15 protein-coding genes are annotated in these 19,194 nt (G+C 47.2%); all 15 read right to left on the bottom strand.

Features of this window, described 5'->3' with window-relative positions; genetic code table 11:
• Positions 1-6 precede the first annotated feature (6 nt).
• Positions 7-1,155, bottom strand: a complete 1,149-nt coding sequence (gene glf / locus OGX81_RS17955) for a UDP-galactopyranose mutase (protein ID WP_047462637.1) — start codon at positions 1,153-1,155, stop codon at positions 7-9.
• A gap of 12 nt (positions 1,156-1,167) precedes the next feature.
• Positions 1,168-2,157: an acyltransferase family protein gene (locus OGX81_RS17950; RefSeq protein WP_104868477.1), complete on the bottom strand. Its 990-nt coding sequence runs from the start codon at positions 2,155-2,157 to the stop codon at positions 1,168-1,170.
• 23 nt (positions 2,158-2,180) lie between these two features.
• Positions 2,181-2,942, bottom strand: a complete 762-nt coding sequence (locus OGX81_RS17945) for a DUF4422 domain-containing protein (protein WP_012131727.1) — start codon at positions 2,940-2,942, stop codon at positions 2,181-2,183.
• Between the two features lie 13 nt (positions 2,943-2,955).
• Positions 2,956-4,236 carry an MATE family efflux transporter gene (locus OGX81_RS17940; RefSeq protein ID WP_012131726.1) on the bottom strand — a complete coding sequence of 427 codons (1,281 nt, stop codon included), beginning with the start codon at positions 4,234-4,236 and terminating at the stop codon, positions 2,956-2,958.
• Positions 4,236-5,312: an EpsG family protein gene (locus OGX81_RS17935; RefSeq protein WP_101743975.1), complete on the bottom strand. Its 1,077-nt coding sequence runs from the start codon at positions 5,310-5,312 to the stop codon at positions 4,236-4,238. The genes OGX81_RS17940 and OGX81_RS17935 overlap by 1 nt, the downstream gene beginning before the upstream one ends.
• On the bottom strand, positions 5,300-6,610 hold the full coding sequence (locus OGX81_RS17930; protein WP_104868476.1) for a capsular polysaccharide export protein, LipB/KpsS family: 1,311 nt from the start codon (positions 6,608-6,610) through the stop codon (positions 5,300-5,302). Before OGX81_RS17930 ends, OGX81_RS17935 begins: the two co-directional genes overlap by 13 nt.
• 363 nt (positions 6,611-6,973) lie before the next feature.
• The gene (gene galF, locus OGX81_RS17925) at positions 6,974-7,867 is read right to left on the bottom strand and encodes a UTP--glucose-1-phosphate uridylyltransferase GalF (RefSeq protein ID WP_012131721.1); all 894 of its coding nucleotides are present in this window, start codon (positions 7,865-7,867) and stop codon (positions 6,974-6,976) included.
• A 165-nt stretch (positions 7,868-8,032) separates the two neighbouring features.
• Positions 8,033-9,436, bottom strand: coding sequence for a colanic acid biosynthesis protein WcaM (wcaM, locus tag OGX81_RS17920; RefSeq protein WP_104868475.1), 1,404 nt, complete (start codon positions 9,434-9,436; stop codon positions 8,033-8,035).
• Between the two features lie 11 nt (positions 9,437-9,447).
• Positions 9,448-10,668, bottom strand: a complete 1,221-nt coding sequence (gene wcaL / locus OGX81_RS17915) for a colanic acid biosynthesis glycosyltransferase WcaL (protein ID WP_047462621.1) — start codon at positions 10,666-10,668, stop codon at positions 9,448-9,450.
• Positions 10,665-11,945 (bottom strand): colanic acid biosynthesis pyruvyl transferase WcaK, encoded by a 1,281-nt coding sequence (gene wcaK, locus OGX81_RS17910; protein WP_104868474.1) that lies wholly within the window; start codon positions 11,943-11,945, stop codon positions 10,665-10,667. Before wcaK ends, wcaL begins: the two co-directional genes overlap by 4 nt.
• Positions 11,946-12,054: 109 nt before the next feature.
• Complete coding sequence (gene wzxC / locus OGX81_RS17905) at positions 12,055-13,533, bottom strand: colanic acid undecaprenyl disphosphate flippase WzxC (RefSeq protein ID WP_104868473.1); 1,479 nt, start codon at positions 13,531-13,533, stop codon at positions 12,055-12,057.
• A gap of 9 nt (positions 13,534-13,542) precedes the next feature.
• Positions 13,543-14,937 carry an undecaprenyl-phosphate glucose phosphotransferase gene (gene wcaJ / locus OGX81_RS17900; RefSeq protein WP_047462612.1) on the bottom strand — a complete coding sequence of 465 codons (1,395 nt, stop codon included), beginning with the start codon at positions 14,935-14,937 and terminating at the stop codon, positions 13,543-13,545.
• Positions 14,938-14,991: 54 nt separating this feature from the next.
• Positions 14,992-16,362 carry a colanic acid biosynthesis phosphomannomutase CpsG gene (gene cpsG / locus OGX81_RS17895; RefSeq protein WP_286487625.1) on the bottom strand — a complete coding sequence of 457 codons (1,371 nt, stop codon included), beginning with the start codon at positions 16,360-16,362 and terminating at the stop codon, positions 14,992-14,994.
• Between the two features lie 148 nt (positions 16,363-16,510).
• Positions 16,511-17,947 (bottom strand): mannose-1-phosphate guanyltransferase, encoded by a 1,437-nt coding sequence (gene cpsB / locus OGX81_RS17890; RefSeq protein ID WP_104868471.1) that lies wholly within the window; start codon positions 17,945-17,947, stop codon positions 16,511-16,513.
• Positions 17,948-17,950: 3 nt separating this feature from the next.
• Entirely contained in the window at positions 17,951-19,174 is a 1,224-nt protein-coding gene (gene wcaI / locus OGX81_RS17885) for a colanic acid biosynthesis fucosyltransferase WcaI (protein ID WP_104868470.1), read from the bottom strand.
• Between the last annotated feature and the right edge of the window lie 20 nt (positions 19,175-19,194).

The following is a 19,194-nucleotide window of genomic DNA, read 5'->3' as shown; positions in this document are numbered from 1 at the left end:
CTGACGTTAGCGAGGATTTATATTAAATACAGGCATTGGCTCCTGACTCTTTTGACATTCAAGGAATTTATTTGCAACATCAATAGCTTCACGAATAGTGACATCCATATCCAGATAGCGGTAGGTACCAAGACGCCCGACAAAAGTGGTATTGCTTAATTCCATCGCTTTATCCAGGTAGCGATTGAGCAGTTCTTTTTCCTTAACCATACGGATCGGATAATACGGAATATCATCTTCGGTGCAGAAGCGACTAAATTCACGATAACATGTTGTTTTTTCGTGTGACTCCCAAGGTGAGAAATGCTTATGCTCAGTGATTCGGGTATAAGGTACATTTTCTTCGCAGTAGTTGATAACAGCCGTTCCCTGGTAGTCACCTTCTGCTGAGAATTTTTCGAAATCCAGCGTGCGATAACCCAGACGCCCCTCACTAAAGTTAAAGTAACCATCCAGCGCGCCTGACCAAAATACATGCTGGTAGGCCCCACTCTCGGTAGCTGAAAACTCAGTATCTGTTCTTATTTCAATCAGTTCGTGATCAAGAATTTTTCCAACCATATCGGTATAGCCATCTCTGGGCATCCCCTGATACTGGTGGTTAAAATAATTGTCATTATAGTTAAAACGAAGCGGCAAGCGTTTCAAAATACTGGCTGGTAACTCCGTCGGCTCACAACCCCATTGTTTACGCGTATAGCCTTTAAAGAATGCTTCATACAGTTCCCGACCAATCATGCTGATGGCCTGTTCTTCAAAGTTTTTCGGTTCGACAATAGATTTGTCAGCTTTAGATTCGATGAAAGCACGAGCTTCATCCGGACGCATTGTTTTATTGAAAAACTGATTAATCGTATGCAGGTTTACTGGTAGTAAGTAAACATTGCCTTTGTAAATGGCCTTCACACGGTTGGTGTAAGGCATAAACTCTGAATACTGATTAACGAAATCCCAAACTTCTTTATCATCTGTATGAAAAATATGGGGACCATAAACGTGCAACATGACGTTGGTCTGCGGATCACGTTCTGAATGACAGTTACCAGCAATATGAGAACGTTTGTCAAAAACAACAGACTCAATCCCTTCCTCTGCTAATAATCTCGCAATAACCGCACCAGAAATACCCGCACCGACAATAGCAACAGATTTCATCAATGACCTCAATTATTTTGCTTCTTTGTAAGTTACAAACATTTTCCCATTCACCAGGGAATTAAGAGCTGGCCAGCATGCAATTATTTTCACAAGAATAGCGAGCAATATGATCTGAATAATAAAACTTAATATGACATAGTATTCCATATGTGCAAAAGTTAATATATTTTTCGCTATGGCATTAATATAATAATTAAACCCCAATATAACTAAGGTATTTTTACCCAACCAAGAGATAAATTCCGAATTAATATAACCCGCAATATAATAGAGCAGATAACTTCCTGCTAAAGCAGAAGCAAGATTTATAAAAGCCCATACTCCATTCCCCACCTGTAATGCAGACATATCAACCTCAGTGGGAGTTAAATACGAAAATCCCAAAAGCAGTACAACAGAAATCATCGCATAATTAATATGTCTGGTTATGACAATACTTTGCAATATGTATCCAATTAAAAAATATGGCATAGCGATAAAAGCTATATTCACATTAAAAAAATGAAAAATATCTACATTTTTCGCAATTAAATAAAAGGAAATTACAATCAAGGCAATAATATATTTATTTGAAGAGATTTTCATTATTAAATAAAACATAGCCTCAACTATAAACAGGCAATATAAAAACCAAATGGGAGTAACAAAGAAATTATTTGCTACTTTTGTTGCACCTGTTAATGTTCCATATAGTTTCATAAGGAAATCACTACCAGATATATTACTCATCAATAACATAGCAACAAACGGCAAGCCACAAATTACTCCAATCGTCCATGCAGGAATAATCAATCTATAAAATCGCTGGATGATAAATATCCAAGGTTTCAACTCCAGATTTTTAACATTTATCAGATAACCAGAAAGAATGAAAAAAGCAGGCATATGAAAACTATAAATAATCTTATGCCAAGATGGACTGAGGAAGGATACATGTCCTAACACAACCAACAATATCCCCAGTCCACGATATATATCTATATCCGTACGTCGAGTCATTGAATACTCTCGCTGCTTATATTTTATTTTAGGAAATGCCTAACCAAGAGTGCACTTCCTTTTTTTATTAAATTTTCACCTTCAATATTTACAACCTTTCTGTATCCAACTTTAATATTTCTTTTATTATGTTCAATCCATACATTAAATAATCTTTCTGCCATGAATCCCAAAATTCTTTTTTGATAAGAATCATAACCAGAGAAATCAATCTGTTTATTCACTTCGTCTAATAGAGGGAAAAGCCACTGGCAATACTGATTGACCACATCGGCCTTACCTACGAACATATTATACAGACTTATTTTCCGACCATGCATAACCGTATCGAAGGCTTGATTATAATCAGGATACATAGCCTCCACGATAGAGCGTAATATATTCAAATCACCTTCTGAATGAGCTCGGCAGTAATGATTTTTTATATTCGTAACATAGTAATTACGTTTACGAGCGACAATTAAATCATATTTATTTAGGTCAAAATCATTACTAGAAGCAATGCCCTTACCATGGAGCGGTATAATATTATGAACGCCAGCGAAATAACGACGATAATGAACTAAACCAACAATATCTTCATCTGAATTTTTCCAGATCCAATATAATGCAGTCAATTCACAATATGATGGATTTAATTCTGATATATTATCTCCTTCATTATCACCGATAACACTTATACCTAAATCTGATGTACTATTCTTCTTACCTACATGGATAGGTTGATAACCTTCATCTACAGGAAAATCATATTGCTTATGTGTTGCGATATATATTCTAATCATGATATTACCAATTTTACTTCAAATAAAAATAATCAAGGATATTGATATCCAGTTTTCTTTTCACAAAATAGACAGCAATGACATTCTGTATAATCACAGAAAGAGCAACAGCGCAGGCAATTCCTTTTATGCCGAATCCCCCCCCCATGAAGTTAAGGTTGATAATCATCATAAATGCATTAAAGAAAATAATATTTCTAAATATTTTCTCATTACCTGTCATTGTTAATAAGAAAGCGACCGACCCTGTCAGGACATTAATTAACTGACCAATGCAAACTATTCTAAGTATGATAGATGCTTGAGTATATTCACGCCCAAAAATTGAAAGCACAAACTCAGGGAATAGTAAGAGAAACGCTACTCCTGGCAATGACAAAATAACGACAAGACGGGTGCTACTTCTTACCATTAATTTAAGCTCATCAAATTTCCCTTCAGTATACAGCTTGGAAAAATTTGGTGCAAAAACAACATTTAATGAAATAAGGAAGAAACTGATAACTAAACCAATCCGCAAGCAAACAGAGATAAGAGCAACGTCTTCACTTGAAATATAGTAGTTAGAGATGATAGGTGTAATCCATTGTATAATGGTATTACATATTAATATTAGCAAGAAAGATAGTAATGTTGTAATTATATATTTATATTTAAGCTTCTTCAAATAAACAACAGCATTTATATTAGTAAATATATATTTTTTCCACAAAACAGCACAAAAGATAAAACTAAGTATAATTGATAAAAATAAAAACCTTACTAAATTTAATGCATTAGCTTCCATATGCAGAACGGCACATACTAAAACAATAAACGAAAATATCAGCGGATAGGATATATTAATTATAATAACAGATAATAATGATCTCCCATTAGTCTGAAATATATATCCCGTATATTGGATCATGGAAAGAAGAGGGATGCTCGCACAAATATATAAAGCACCATAGACCTTTAATGACTCTCCGTAAGTCAGAAAAAGATATATAGCGCCTGATAACAGACATGATATAACTATAATTATTAATGCTCCAAACAATGCCAATGAACTTGCCTGGATATAATTTCTTGTGGCTATAAGTTGCGGTCGCATTCTAAGAATGGCATCACAAAACCCTGATGTACCGATAAGTCCCCACAACATAATAATAGAGAAGGAGGTGAAGAATATTCCGGCTTCATTTACATTGACCCAGCGAGTAACAAGTATATTCATCAAAAAACTAATGGATACACCAATTACTCTCGCTGCGATAACAGCAAACAATGCCTTAGTTTTTTTTCTAGTCATTAGATAAATCGAGTCACTAATTCAGATAACCAGTTATGTGATATAACCCCATAAAGCATAAAAATAATAACTATTAGTAATAATATTACCCTTCGTTGAGTTTTAACAAAAACGTGTTCTATACTCATAATATAAAAAGGGATTAAAAAAACATTTACTACAAACAAATATCTGATCGATGATTCTTTGGTGAAAAATAAGATGGCAGAGAAAACATATGCTAACAGAGCATATTCTAAAATAAGAGACGCGCTTTTATTTTTTATTATTTTATCCAATAAGAATAAAGGAATAAATACAAATATTGAAGAATATAAAAACTTATATATATATATGGCGTGTTCATTATTTCGATCTGAATACTCAAATGCTCGAATTATTTTATTAGCAAACACACTTCCCGGGGGTAATGCTTTGAGCACAAAACCAACAATATATTCTGATGCCAAAGCAAAAATAAGTGATAGCAAAATAATTATATATTTTTTATGAAAATCAAGTCGTCTCCATATAGGCATAACCAAAAATATTAAAGCAGAGAAATGTAGACTGATAGCTATAATAATAGTGATAAAAGATTTAATCGATGCATTTCTTGATTGGTATGCTATTGATAAAAGAATAAAACTAAAACTGATAGCTTGTCGCATTCCTCCCATATAGAGATACATGAAACTTATCATACTTGTCAGACAAAAAGCAATTATAGTTGTCTGTACATATTCATTTGTTAGCTTCAGTATTGCTATAAAAGATAACCATGTTGTAATTAATATTGTTATTACAGGAAATAACTCAGATGGTATACCTATTGTTCGTAATATATAGACTAATAAAGTAAATCCTGGCTCAAACTTTCTGGAGGTATCACCCTCATAAAAAGGTATATAATAGTGAATAGAATCATATCCCCAACGATTAGCTATACCAAGATATAATCCAATAAGTGTTATGTTAATAGCCAATAAAAAAAAGGAAAACTTGCTTCTTTTTAAGAAAGATATTATAGAAACAAAAAAAATCTGTAAAACAGAGAATGCTGCAAAACCAATTGGTGAAAATATTACCTGCAGCATATTTTTTCTACCGCATTGTTGAGATCATAATAATTGCTATTTTTATAATTATCTTTAACCATATAGTTTTTAAATAAATAAGCTATATAAAGTTTCACTTCTTCCTGGGTAGCTTTATTATCGATGGCTTTAACTATTTCAGTTTTTAACGATTCTCGAGATGTTAGATTATTTACTATTTGAGGATAATATATATCACCAAGTGTTAATACAGCAGCACCTCTTACAGCAGCCTCAAGTCCTACAGTTGAGTTTATTACAATTACTAACGAAGATTTATCGATTAAATGATCAATTGGAGTATTATTATCAATATGTACATTCACATTTTCATTAATTAACTTATACAGTGATTTATTATATCTCCCTTTATTCATTGGATGTTCACGAACAATAAGATCATATCCCTCAGGTAATGATTTAATAACTGAAGTTAACATATCATCAATTGATGAAAATAATTTACAGTTTGAGATAATCTGGACATCATTTGGCACTTGTAACGCAACAAAAATATATTTCCCTTGTTTTTCTATATCAATATTATTTGCTTTACTATTCTTTTTAAATGGCAGACGTCCTAATAAATAAGGAATAGACTCCCAAAAACCCTCCCCTGTATATAGCTCGACAGCACATACTTTCCTAAAAATAGATGGAGGGACACTTTGAAGGACATCTTTTATCTTCCTGAAATAAGAACCAATATTCTTTTCATAAAATTTCTTTTCACTGACAGATGTAATGCATTTATTATATAAATATTCTATTTCATCTTCATTTACATTATTCCGCATCATATCGAGACTAGCAGTAGTGATGCTCATATTACAATTGACGCCTTTCGGATCAAAAATCATCGTCCCATATGGGCCAGGTTCAAAATAGAATACTTGAACCTCTTTTAATTTTGCAAAATAGCCACCAATAGAAGAATATAAACGTTTATCTCCAATAAATACCACACTGTGGAAATCTTCCCATGGGAAATAATTCTCATAAAAATCCCAATATTTCCTAGAGATATCTAAAAAATATTTTTCTAATTCAGGGAAAAGAGAGACATGAAACTCATAAAAATGACGAGGTATTGTAATATTTTTTTCTGACTTATATTTACGAACATTTCCAGGTAAATCAATATATTCTAATGAGTTTTTGATGCAATAGTTAGTCGAAGAAGCATACATACACAACTGGACAGTATCTCTACCAGTCACCTCTTTTATCTGTTTTGATAGTTGATGTATATATCTTGAATTACTCTCATAAAAGGACATTATTGCTATTTTTTTCATTTCTACAAAAATCTTTTTTGATGACAAAATTAAAAATCGCGTCGAATTTTTGATATGCTGTCCACGCTACCGCCCTTGGCTCTACAGCTACCAATACACTGAGAAACAAGGATTCAAAAATCCATGTAATTAATACCCCAGTCAACCTCTTCTGAAATCAATCTCAACTTCCGTTTCCGTGTGAGACACAACCTCACGACAGTTGTTTGTGATTGCCCTAAGAAAGAGTTTGGCAGGGGTTGTTTGTTGATCATTTTACACTAAAGTGCAAAACAAAACGGCAATAAGCATCAACTTTCCACAGTCGAGCTTATTGTCGAGTGATAACTGTCTATGGGTCTAATGACAGTATCCTGGCTTAGCTTACTCGTTAAGCAACGCCTCAATCCCCTTCCGAAACTTCGCCCCTTCCTTCAGGTTGCGCAGCCCGTACTTAACGAACGCTTGCATATAGCCCATTTTCTTACCGCAGTCGTAGCTGTCGCCTGTCATCAGCATGGCGTCAACAGACTGTTTTTTCGCCAGTTCTGCAATTGCATCCGTCAACTGGATACGGCCCCAGGCGCCGGGTTCTGTTCTTTCCAGTTCTGCCCAGATATCTGCCGACAACACATAGCGACCTACCGCCATCAGATCTGAGTCCAGCGTCTGCGGTTGATCCGGCTTTTCAATAAACTCAACAATACGGCTGACTTTCCCCTCATTATCCAGAGGTTCTTTGGTCTGGATAACGGAATACTCTGAAAGGTCGCCTTTCATGCGTTTTGCCAGCACCTGGCTGCGTCCCGTTTCGTTGAAACGCGCTACCATTGCCGCAAGATTATAGCGAAGCGGATCGGCCGTCGCGTCATCAATGATGATATCAGGCAGCACCACCACAAACGGGTTGTCACCAATCACAGGACGTGCGCATAAAATGGAATGCCCCAGACCCAGCGGTTGAGCCTGGCGAACGTTCATAATCGTCACGCCTGGTGGGCAAATGGACTGCACTTCCGCCAGCAACTGACGTTTCACGCGTTGCTCCAGAAGTGACTCTAATTCGTAGGAGGTGTCGAAGTGGTTCTCTACCGCATTTTTGGAAGCGTGAGTAACCAGAACGATTTCTTTGATCCCAGCAGCAACAATTTCGTCAACAATGTACTGTACCATCGGTTTGTCAACAATCGGCAGCATCTCTTTGGGGATTGCCTTGGTGGCAGGCAACATGTGCATACCCAGACCAGCTACCGGAATAACTGCTTTCAAATTAATCATTATTTCATCCACCTATAAAATGGTTGCTGAATTATAGCTCTTTAGCATGTTTTAGCCAGCATGAATTACATTATGGCGTTGGATGTGATGGTACGCCGCTTATCCGCAGATTGCAGTAGCCATAATCTTAAGTATGAGTAACTTTCGCCAGGAATGGTCGCAAAACTACCTCCCCCGCTCCGGCAACCTGAAATTGACCGCTTCCACATTCACCACCTTGTGGTTAATCCTGTCGATATCGACAGAGCTCTGCCCCTTCTCATTGACTGCATGAACGTTCGCCAGCGACAGCAAAGTGTCCTGTTTCGCCATAAACTTGCCGCGTATATCTTTACGCAGATCAAAGTGCATCTTCAGCGCGGGCCCTGTCGCAGACTCCTGCATTACCTTGATATTACGCAGGAAAAGATGCTGCGGCTGGTTGTGTAGTTCAAGCGTAGCGCGCTTCATATCCAGATTGGTGATCGCCACAAAGGAGGTCGCATTCCCTGAAGAGATCTGAATGCCGCGCAGTTTATAGGCCAGGCGAGTGTTATCAAGATGAATATCATTTAATTTGAAGTTTTGCGGAATGGATAAATATTTGCCTTTGACGACGCCATAACCAATAAGCATCCCCGCACAATTCACCATATCGATATTATCAATCACGAAATTATCACACCCATAAATTGCTACCGTCGCATTATCAATGCCCGCTTTCTTACTGAAATCAGGCGTGATATTCCGCGCTTTTACATTACGAATGATAAAGTGTTTTCCGTTCTCCACATGAACCAGTTGTCGGCAATCCGATCCGGTAATATTGGCCACGACAAAGTTCTTTACGGTTTGCTCTTCCGGGTAGGCATTATCGTAGGTGCTGCCCGCCAGCCCGATGCCAATCCCCCAATTGATTTTCCCGTTGGTGCAGTCGATGCGTTCTATAACATGGTCAGAGATCAGAATGTTACGATCGTTAATCGCCACGTTCCATTCGATAGCATCCCCTTGCAGATCGCTGAATCGGCCGTTGGTGATGCGCGCGCCGTCCACCTGGTTGTGGAATCCCTGGCGCAGAATGGCGTAATTTGCATGACTGACCGTAATATCATCAATGGTGAGATTACGCATCACTCGCGGCTTTTTGCCGCCAATGTAGATCTGGGTAACGGGGCCGAACCCGCTCATGGCAATCCCCCTGATGGTGCAATCTGAACCGCGCACATCCAGGGTGATGTTGTGCAGGCCGCCGCCCTGCTCCCCTGTTACCTGGCAGCCATCCTGCAACACAAACCGACCGCGACCATTGCCGCTTAAGCGCCCACGCACATGCAGCGTTTTTCCTGCCGGGATAAAGATGCCGGTATTGACGTTCTCGCAGACCAGCCCCGCAGGAACAACGACCGTCTGCGCTTCGCTAAACGCCTGTTTAAACGAGGCTATCCAGTCTCGGGGGTTATAATCCTGAATATTGACGGTTTGCCGGGGTTCAAGCGCGCGGGCAAAGGGGGAATGGAGGACAGGAAGTGCGGCAAGCGCAGAGCCTGCCGTCAGGAAGGTGCGACGGGAGAGTTTATTCTCTGGCATACAACCTCGGTTTACATCGTTTGCAGCAGGCTGGCTAACTGTTGATTAATTACCTGCTGATTAAAATCAGCCTCAACTTTTTCACGGGCGCGTTGTACCACAGGCCGCAACGACTCGGTGTCGATACGACTGAATGCCGCCAGTTGCTCCGCCAACGCCTCAGCATCATTTTCAGGCACCAGCCAGCCCGACTTACCGGCATCCACCAGTTCAGGAATTCCACTGTGAACGGTTGAAACCACCGGCAGCCCGACTGCCATCGCTTCCATCAGCGCCACCGGAATACCTTCCATATCGCCATCCGTACCGGTGATGGACGGCAGCAGAAACACATCCGCGTCATCCAGCATCTTTTTCACTTCATGGCTGGGCTTAAAGCCGGGCATCTCAATCACATCATCAAGCTGGTACTGTTCAATCAATGTGCGCAGGCGTCTCTCCCACGGCCCCATGCCCAGGATGCGATAACGGAACGCCACCCCCTGCGCTTTGAGCTGTCGGCAGGCCTCAATCGCTACGTGCAGTCCTTTCTTCTCGGTTAATCGCGCCACGGAGATAATCTCCAGCGGCGTACCCGGCGCTTTTACCGGACGGTGAGTAAAGCGCGTCATATCGACGCCCATCCGCGAGACCGCAATTTTCTCGGGCGGGCACCCCATCGTTTTAAGGCGTCCTGCCCATAATTCACTGATGGGCAGCATGAGATCGCCACGCTGGAACAGGCGTTGATATTCAGGCGTGTAGTGATTGAGCACATCGCGGTGCGATACATCAATACCGTGAAAAACGGTGGAGATTTTGCCTTTGATCACGCCAAGTTCCCGCAACTTCGCCGCCGTTACGCCCGCCGGGCCAAAATGGGCGATAAAAACATCCGCCTGGAACATTTTTGGCGTCAGCCCGCAGATTGCGGACAGAATCAGGTTGCGCGCTTCATCACCGTAACGTGAAACATTCAGCGCCTTCCAGGTCGATGCGCGCGTACCGCCACGCAAAGACGCAATGGCGCGATAGCGCAGCTTCGCCAGCTTGCCTTCCGGCTCATCCAGCAGCCAGTGCGTTTTTTCACCCAGGCGGTAGGTGTCATACGCCGCATGCGTGTTCTCAAGGTCGCCTTTATGCAACGCGACAATTTCCACCTCAAACCCCATATCGATAAACGCGGTGATCTGGTTCAGCACGAAGGTCTCTGACGACAGTGGGAACTTCAGTAAAAAGAAGCTGACCTTCATTTCCCCTCCCCGATACGGGTTAATACTGACTGCACCATGCGAAAGCCCTGTTCACGCTCGCGGCTTACGGCGTCCGCCAGTCGCGCGTTGAGCGCGGGCAACTGCCCCAGCGTATCGGCCACCATCGCTTCCAGGCTGCCGTCCAGCAAATGACGAATGTCGATCGCCATTTCAGGCAATCCCAGCTGTTGCATAATTCCGGCAGATTTGTGCTCATAATTAATGGCAATCGCAGGGGTCGCGAAATTCATGGAAATAATGGCGGAATGCAGGCGCGTGCCCACGGTCAGCTCACAGGCGCCGAGGATTTTCCCCATTTCAAGATCGTTGAGTTCGTCCATTACCACATGGTAACGATCCGGGTCGCTGACGTGCTGGCGCAGGTTTAACGCCACCATGCGATCGTCTTTGTTATAGCTGTCGATACCGGTACAGGTTGACAGCGCAATCACCTGATAGCCTTCCTCAAGGATACGGTTCACCACGCCAGCAAACGCCTTCTCGTAAGCCTGTTGGGTGGTTCCCAGACGCTTATCGAATGGCGCCAGTTCACGCAGCGTAATCGCAACCGTCTTTTGCTTTCCGGCGAGGGCTAACCAGTGCTGAACGGCATAACCCGGTTCAAAATCGTCATTGTGATGATCAACCAGCCAGGCGGTATCGACCCCCGCTTCAACTTTCGTCGTGGTGATATCGCTACGCTTCATCAGCTCCAGACTGACTGATTCACGCAGAATCAACGCATCACAATGACCAAAGACGTAATTCGCCAGCGTGTTGAACTGCTCGTCCTGGAAGGGGCCGACGCTGTGACCAATCATATACAGCGGCTTCTTCGCCATAAAAGTACACAACGCATGTTCAAACTGCGGTACACCGTACAGATCGACGAAAAACGAGCCCCCGACCTGGATAATGGCGTCATAACCGGATAACAGACGCACGAAGTCGGTAAACCCTTGCGCAATGGCAATATTGCGCAGCTTGCCGGTATCGGTGACGCGGGAGAGCAGTACCTGATGCTGATAGCGGCGACGCAGCACTTTTTTCACACGCCCCATCACGCCCGCCGCGTTATTATGCTGTTTCATCTGCGAATAGAGCGGATCGCCCATCACCGGGCGATTCAATAACCAGGATGAGCTCACCGGATAGCGACTCATCACATCCACTTCTGCGTCAGGCTCAAGACGGTTAATGGCATCCAGCAGGCCGCGCAAAATTGCGCTGTCGCCACGGTTGCCGCAGGTGTGGTTGCCCAGGATCAGTAATTTCATATTTGCCCCTTAAAATCGTTGCCGGCTGGCGGCTGTCGCCTTATCCGGCCTACAGCAAAATCAATTCATAGGCCGGATACGACGCGTAAACGTCGCCATCCAGCAAAAGTTATCCTGCGCGAAGCAGTGTTTTCATTTTTTCGCTACGGCAAAACTGGCGCTTCATCTCCACCACCAGCGGATGGCGCGAAAGCACAATCATCACGGCGAAGGCCAGCGCGCCCGCCACGATTTGCGTTGCCAGCAGTACGCTCAGCGGCAGATGTCCATTCAGCGCAATCCCCAACCCATAGCTCACCGCCAGGGTAGGTAAAGAGAGATAAAACGGTAGCCACAAACTAAGGATGTACTGGCGGTAACTCGACCCCAGCACCGGTTTAATCATGACGAAATAGCTCAGAACGGTATTGATGATCTGCACCAGCAGGAAGCCCAGCGTCACGCCTGTCGCCCCCGCCAGATGGCCGCCAACGATAATTGCCGGAATGAACAGAAAGGTTTTGAACACATTGAATTTGAAGCTGATATCGACGCGCGCTTTCGCCATCAGCAACGAACCAATCGGGTTGCCGACAGAGCGCAACAGCCCCACCACGCACAGCAGTTGCAGCACCGGAATGATGCTGTTCCACTTCTCGCCAAAAACCAGCGGTACAAAATTATTCGATACCACCATCAGACCGAGCAACGCGGGAAAATTAATAATCCCCACGACCGACAGCAGCTTGTAGAAGTTGACGCGCAGCTTCTCCGTATCATCCTGAATTTTGGCGAACGCCGGGAACAATACGCGGGTAATGATCGGGTTAAGCTTCATTGGCGGAACCACCGCCACGTTATAAGCAAGGTTGTATCCCCCGGCGACGCTCGCGCCGAGAATACGCGCCAGCACCAGCGTCGACAGGTTAGTATTGACGTAATTGATGATGCTGTCCGCCGTCAGCCATGCGCCAAAGCGCAGGTTCGACGAAACAGACGCCAGCGAAAAACGCAGGCCGGGGCGGTAGATCTTCCGGCCAAAATAGCCGAACAGCAGCGTACGGACGGCGCTGTTGACCAGATAGCCGAGGATAGCCGTCATTGCCAGCGGCCAGAAATGGGCGCTGACCACGGTAAAGGTGAACCCTGCCAGCACCGAGCTGGTCTCGATCATGCCTATTTTGTTAAATTCCAGCTCCTTTTGCATCAACGCGCGAAACTGTTGCCCGTGAGGGATCACCACAAACGCCAGCGACAGGGTTTTAATCAGCGGCGCCAGATCGGGGTTATGCAGCACGTTGCCGATCACGCCGCTAAGCAAAAACACCACAACGCACACCGCCAGCCCTAAGCCAACGTTCAGCCAGTACAGGGTGGTGAGTTCGAGGTGGCTTATCGTTTTACGCTGGATAATGGAGTTGGCAATACCGAAGTCCGACAGCGTATCGGCGAGGGCGATAATCACCAGCGACACGGTCAGCAGACCAAACTGGTGATTATCAATAATCCGCGCCAGCACGGTCATCTGAATCAGTCCCAGCCCGATAATGATAACCGTAGCGATCGCCGACCACTTCGCCCCACTGATGGTTTTTTCTCGTAAGCTCATGATCGTTCCTCAGTACGCCGCTTTATTCACAAAGCCTTTGAACACCGTCAGAAAAACAATCTTGATGTCAAACCACACGCTCCACTCGCGGATGTACTCCAGATCAAACTCCACGCGCTTTTCCATTTTCTCCAGCGTGTCGGTCTCGCCGCGCCAGCCGTTGATCTGCGCCCATCCCGTAATGCCGGGTTTGACTTTATGGCGCAGCATGTAGCCTTCGATAAGCTGGCGATACTGCTCGTTATGCGCCACCGCGTGCGGGCGCGGCCCGACGATAGACATGCCGCCGGTCAGAACGTTGATAAACTGCGGCAGTTCATCAAGCGAGGTACGGCGCAGAAAATTCCCCACGCGGGTTACACGCGGGTCGTTTTGCGTCGCCTGCGTCACCACTTTGTCGTTTTCCATCACCTTCATGGAGCGGAATTTCCACACTTTGATCGGCTTACCGTCCATGCCATAACGGGTCTGGCGGAAAATGATCGGCCCTGGCGAACTGAATTTGACCGCCAGCGCAATGCAGCACAGCACCGGAGAGATCAGCAGCAGAATCAGCGACGCCAGCACGATATCTTCCGCGCGTTTCAGCAGACGATTGATCCCTGACAGCGGCGTGTCATACAGCGGCACGACCGGCACGCCGCTTACCTCTTCAATGCGCGAGTGCAGAATATTGAAGGTAAAAACATCCGGGATGAGGATGACCGAGCAGGTAGTGTCCGCCAGAGCGCGCACCAGTTTTTTTACCTGCGCCCCGTCACTCATCGACATGGCGATATAGACGTTATGAATGCGTGAGGCTTTAGCATCCTCGACCAGCTGTTGCAGATTTCCGGCCCAGTCAGAAGAGACGCCGCCCGGTTTCGGATCGTAGTAAACGCCGACCACTTCAAAACCCAACCACGGCTCCTTGCGGAAGCTGTCCAGCAGCGACTGACCGGCAGGAAGATCCCCTGCCACCGCCACCCGGCGCGTGTTGTACCCACGGTTACGCAGCCATCCGGCTCCGTAGCGAATGAACGAGCGGCAGACCACCAGACCCACGCTGGAGAGCGCATACCACGCCAGCCAGACGGTAAGACGGTTATCAAAGTCGTTATTGAAGGCAATCAGGCCCGCACTGAAGACCAGACTCAGCGTCCAGTTTTGCAGCAGCAGCGCCAGTTCCGTCGAAATCTTCACGCCGCGCCAGGAACGGTAAAAATCAGTTATGCCGCCCAGCATCTGAAAAACCACCAGCGTGATCAGCGCCACCAACAGATGCATATACAGGAAAGGCAATCCGCTCAGCTTGCAGACAACCCATAACCCGCCAAACATGATGGTGATATCCGAAAAGCGTTGCACCATAGAGATTAACGATGCATTGGTTTTGGCTCGCTCGCGCTTTTTTAGATTTGTCATCGTTGTTCCTGTTATTAGCCCCTTACCCGTCGCCGGGTAAGGGAAGAACCGACATTACTGATTCAGCAACGTCAGCAGGGTTCGCGTTCGCGCTTCCATCAGCGGAATGTCGCCGCGTGATTCCACGTTCAGCCGCACCACCGGTTCGGTATTGGAAGAACGCAGGTTGAAGCGCCAGTCGGCAAACGACATGCTGATGCCGTCAGTTCTGTCCACCGTCAGCGCTTCACGCGCAAAGTGTGCTTCCACCCGGCTGATGGCGACCGCAGGCTCTGCCAGTTTGCTGTTGATTTCACCGCTGGCCGGGAACGCCGCCATCCGGTCACGCACCAGTTCCCCCAGCGACTGCCCTTTCAGACATACCAGCTCCGCCACCAGCAGCCACGGGATCATCCCGCTGTCGCAGTACGCAAAATCCCGGAAGTAGTGATGGGCGCTCATTTCGCCGCCGTAGATAGCATCTTCATGGCGCATACGTTCTTTAATAAAGGCATGGCCGGTTTTCGACATCACCGGCGTGCCGCCCGCCGCCGTCACCACATCAACGGTGTTCCAGGACAGACGCGGGTCGTGGATGATCTTCGCTCCCGGGTATTTCTCCAGAAATGCCTCCGCCAGCAGGCCGACAATGTAGTAGCCCTCAATGAACTGCCCTTTCTCATCGAACAGGAAGCAGCGGTCGAAATCCCCGTCAAAGGCAATGCCCATATCTGCGCCGTGTTCAATAACGGCGTTGCGGGTGTCATCGCGACACTCCGGCAGCAGCGGATTAGGGATGCCGTTCGGGAAGTTGCCGTCCGGCGTGTTGTGGATTTTGATGAAGTCAACCGGCACACCCTGCGCCTTAAAGCGGGCTTCAATGGCATCCACCACCGGGCCTGCCGCGCCGTTGCCGGAGTTGATGACCAGCTTCAATGGCGTGAGATTGTTGACGTTGATGTAGCCGAACAGGTGGTCGATGTAGGCGTCACGCAGATTGATCTGCTTATAGCTGCCGCGTCTGGCTTCGTTGACCGGTGGAAAATCATTGGCTTCCGCCAGACGCTGCACGTCGCGCAGGCCGGTGTCGCCGCTGATGGGGCGCGCGCCCTCGCGCACCAGTTTCATACCGTTGTAGTCCATCGGGTTATGGCTGGCGGTCACTTCAATACCGCCATCAACGCCCAGATGGAAGGTCGCAAAATAGATCTCTTCCGTGCCGGAAAGGCCGATATCCAGTACGTCAACGCCCGCATCCTGCAACCCTTTCGCCAGCGCCAGTTTCAGCGACTCGCTTGTCAGGCGCACATCGCCGCCCAGCACAATGGTTTTCGGTTGCAGGAACTCGCCGTAAGCGCGGCCAATACGCCACGCGATATCCTCATTCAACTCTTCGCCCAGCCTGCCGCGAATATCGTAGGCTTTAAAACAGGTTAATTTCGTCATGTTTTTACCCTTCTTCAGGCAACAGTTGGCCCTGACTCTCGTAAGAGCCTTTTTCAATTTTTGTTTTATTGCCCGGTGACGCTACGCTTACCGGGCCTACGGACCTGTCGGCCGGATAAGCAACGCGCCATCCGGCAACTTACCGGGCTTACACCCGCCCGTAGCGATCGGCGAAGCGCACCACGTCGTCCTCTTCAAGGTACGAACCGGAGCGAACTTCAATCAGGTCGAGCGGAATTTTTCCCGGATTCTCCAGGCAGTGGGTCGCCCCCAGAGGTATGTAGACAGACTCGTTTTCACCGAGCAGTTTGATTTCGCCGTTGATGGTGACTTTTGCCGTCCCTGCAACCACCACCCAGTGCTCCGCCCGATGGTGATGCATCTGCACGGAGAGCCCCTCGCCGGGTTTAACGGTAATACGTTTCACCTGATAACGGTCGCCGGCGTCGATAGAGTCGTATTTGCCCCACGGCCGGTAGACTTCACGGTGGATATGGTGCTCATGGCGACCGTCAGCTTTAATCTGCTCCACCACTTTTTTCACATCCTGCACCGCATTGCGATCGGCAATCAGCACCGCATCTTTGGTCTGTACAACCACCAGGTCTTTCACCCCGACGGTCGTCACCAGGCCCGACTCCGCATAAACGTAGCTATTTTCCGTTTTATGGCTAATGACGTCGCCGTGATGCACGTTTCCCTCGGCGGTGTGCGCGCTGATTTCCCACAGTGAAGACCAGGAACCCACGTCGCTCCAGCCGGCATCCATCGGCATAACCACCGCATCCGCCGTGCGCTCCATCACCGCGTAGTCCACCGACTCTTCCGGGCAGGCGAGGAACGCCTCTTCATCCACGCGGATAAAGTCGAGGTCGGGGTCAACGATGCTCATCGCGTTTTCGCAGGCGTCCAGAATATCGGGACGATATTTTTTCAGTTCTTCCAGATAACGCTCGGCGCGGAACAGGAACATCCCGCTGTTCCAGTAGTAGTCGCCGCTCGCCACGTAGGCCTGCGCGGTTTCAAGATTGGGTTTTTCGACAAACTGCGCGACGTCAAAAGCGACCGCGTCTTGCTCGCCGGGAGAGACATCGCCGCGACGAATGTAGCCATAGCCAGTTTCCGGCAGATCCGGCACGATGCCGAACGTGACCAGCTTACCCGCTTCGGCATACGGAATGGCGTTACGCACCGCGTCGCGAAACGCTCCTTCATCAGCGATGACGTGATCGGCCGCCAGTACCAGCATCAGCGGATCGCCTTCCGGGCTGTGGCGTTTCGCCGCCAGCGCCGCCAGCGCAATCGCTGGCGCGGTATTGCGCCCGGCAGGCTCAAGAATAATGTTCTCCGTCAGTTTGTTTAGCTGGCGCAACTGTTCGGCGACAATAAAGCGGTGCTGCTCATTGCAGATCACCACCGGGCTTTCGCACTCCACGCCGTTCAGACGACAAATGGTCGTTTGCAGCATGGTGAGATCGCCCTTCAGGCAGAGAAACTGTTTTGGATAAAGTACACGAGAAAGCGGCCATAAACGGCTACCCGAGCCACCCGCCATCACGACCGGATAAAGTTTACGTTGACCCATGATTTATCCCCGAATATCTGTAATAAATTGACGTAACACGTTCTCTTTATCGAGCGTGCGTTCGGCATATTCGCATGCCACCGTGTTGTTCTCAGGCATGGCAAGCGCCTGGGTAATCCCCGTCACCAGCGCGTCGACCGACTCCGGTTCCACGCAAACGGCAATGCCGGGATAGTCGCGACAAAGCTGGCCGAGTTCGGTTTCCGGTTCAGCGGTAATCACCGCGTTGCCGCCCACCGCCAGAATATTGGTCAGTTTCGACGGCAAAACGGCATCCGCCGCGCCGCGCTTTTGCACCACCAGATGGCAATCGCCCATCTTCAGCAGCGCAGGTAAGGCTTCATAAGGCTGAAGCGGATAAAATTTGACGTTATCCAGGCCGCGCTCACGGGTCATTTTTTCCAGCCGCGCTTTGCCGCCGCCCTGCCCGACAATGACAAACAACCAGGGGCGATCGGTAAGACGCTCAGCGGCGTCGATCACGTTCTCAAGCCCTTGTTTTTCACCAATATTGCCAGAGTACAGAATGATTTTTTTATCATCCGGCAACCCCAACGTCTGGCGTAAGCGGGCCGCATCGCTAGCGGTCACGTCGCGAAAACGCGCCACTTCCGACCAGTTAGGGAAGAAAATCACCTTGTCTGCCGCGACCCCTTTTTCCTGCGCTTTATTCATCATTGAGCGGGAGATGGTGGAGACGTTATCGACGTTGTGCAGACCGCTGCGCTCGAACGCGGCGGCCAGTCGGGCAACCTTACCGCTCTTGCCTTGCCCGGCCAGCCCCAGACCGAGCATCGCATCCACCTCGTAGTCCTGAATGTGCAGCAACGTGCGCGCGCCGGAGAGTTTCGCCAGCAAACGCATACCCGGCGTGCAAAACAGCGTCGGCACCACGCCGATAATCCGATCCGGCTTCCAGCGTCGCTGCGCCATTAGCGGGAAGAAACTGCTCAGGGCGAAACTGCCCAGGTGCAGCAAGCGTTTCAGCGTCGATGGCTGCGTCGGAACATATAACGGGCAGCGCCAGACGGTGGCCGCCCCCTCTTCCCGGCGATAGCGCCAGGAGGAATACTGCTCGCCCACTTTCCACTGCGGGTAATAAGGCGGCGCGGTGATCACCCGAACTTCATGCCCTTCACGCGCCATCCACTCCACCATCTCGCCGGTGTATTTACCGATGCCGGTTAGCTCCGGCGAGTAGTTGATGCCGTACACAAGGATTCTCATACGCTTCATCCTTCAACCTG

The organism is Citrobacter sp. CK206, from assembly GCF_030333125.1.
Taxonomy (GTDB): domain Bacteria; phylum Pseudomonadota; class Gammaproteobacteria; order Enterobacterales; family Enterobacteriaceae; genus Citrobacter_B; species Citrobacter_B koseri.
Note: the sequence above shows the minus strand (reverse complement) of the source record. Positions and strands in the feature narration are given on the sequence as shown.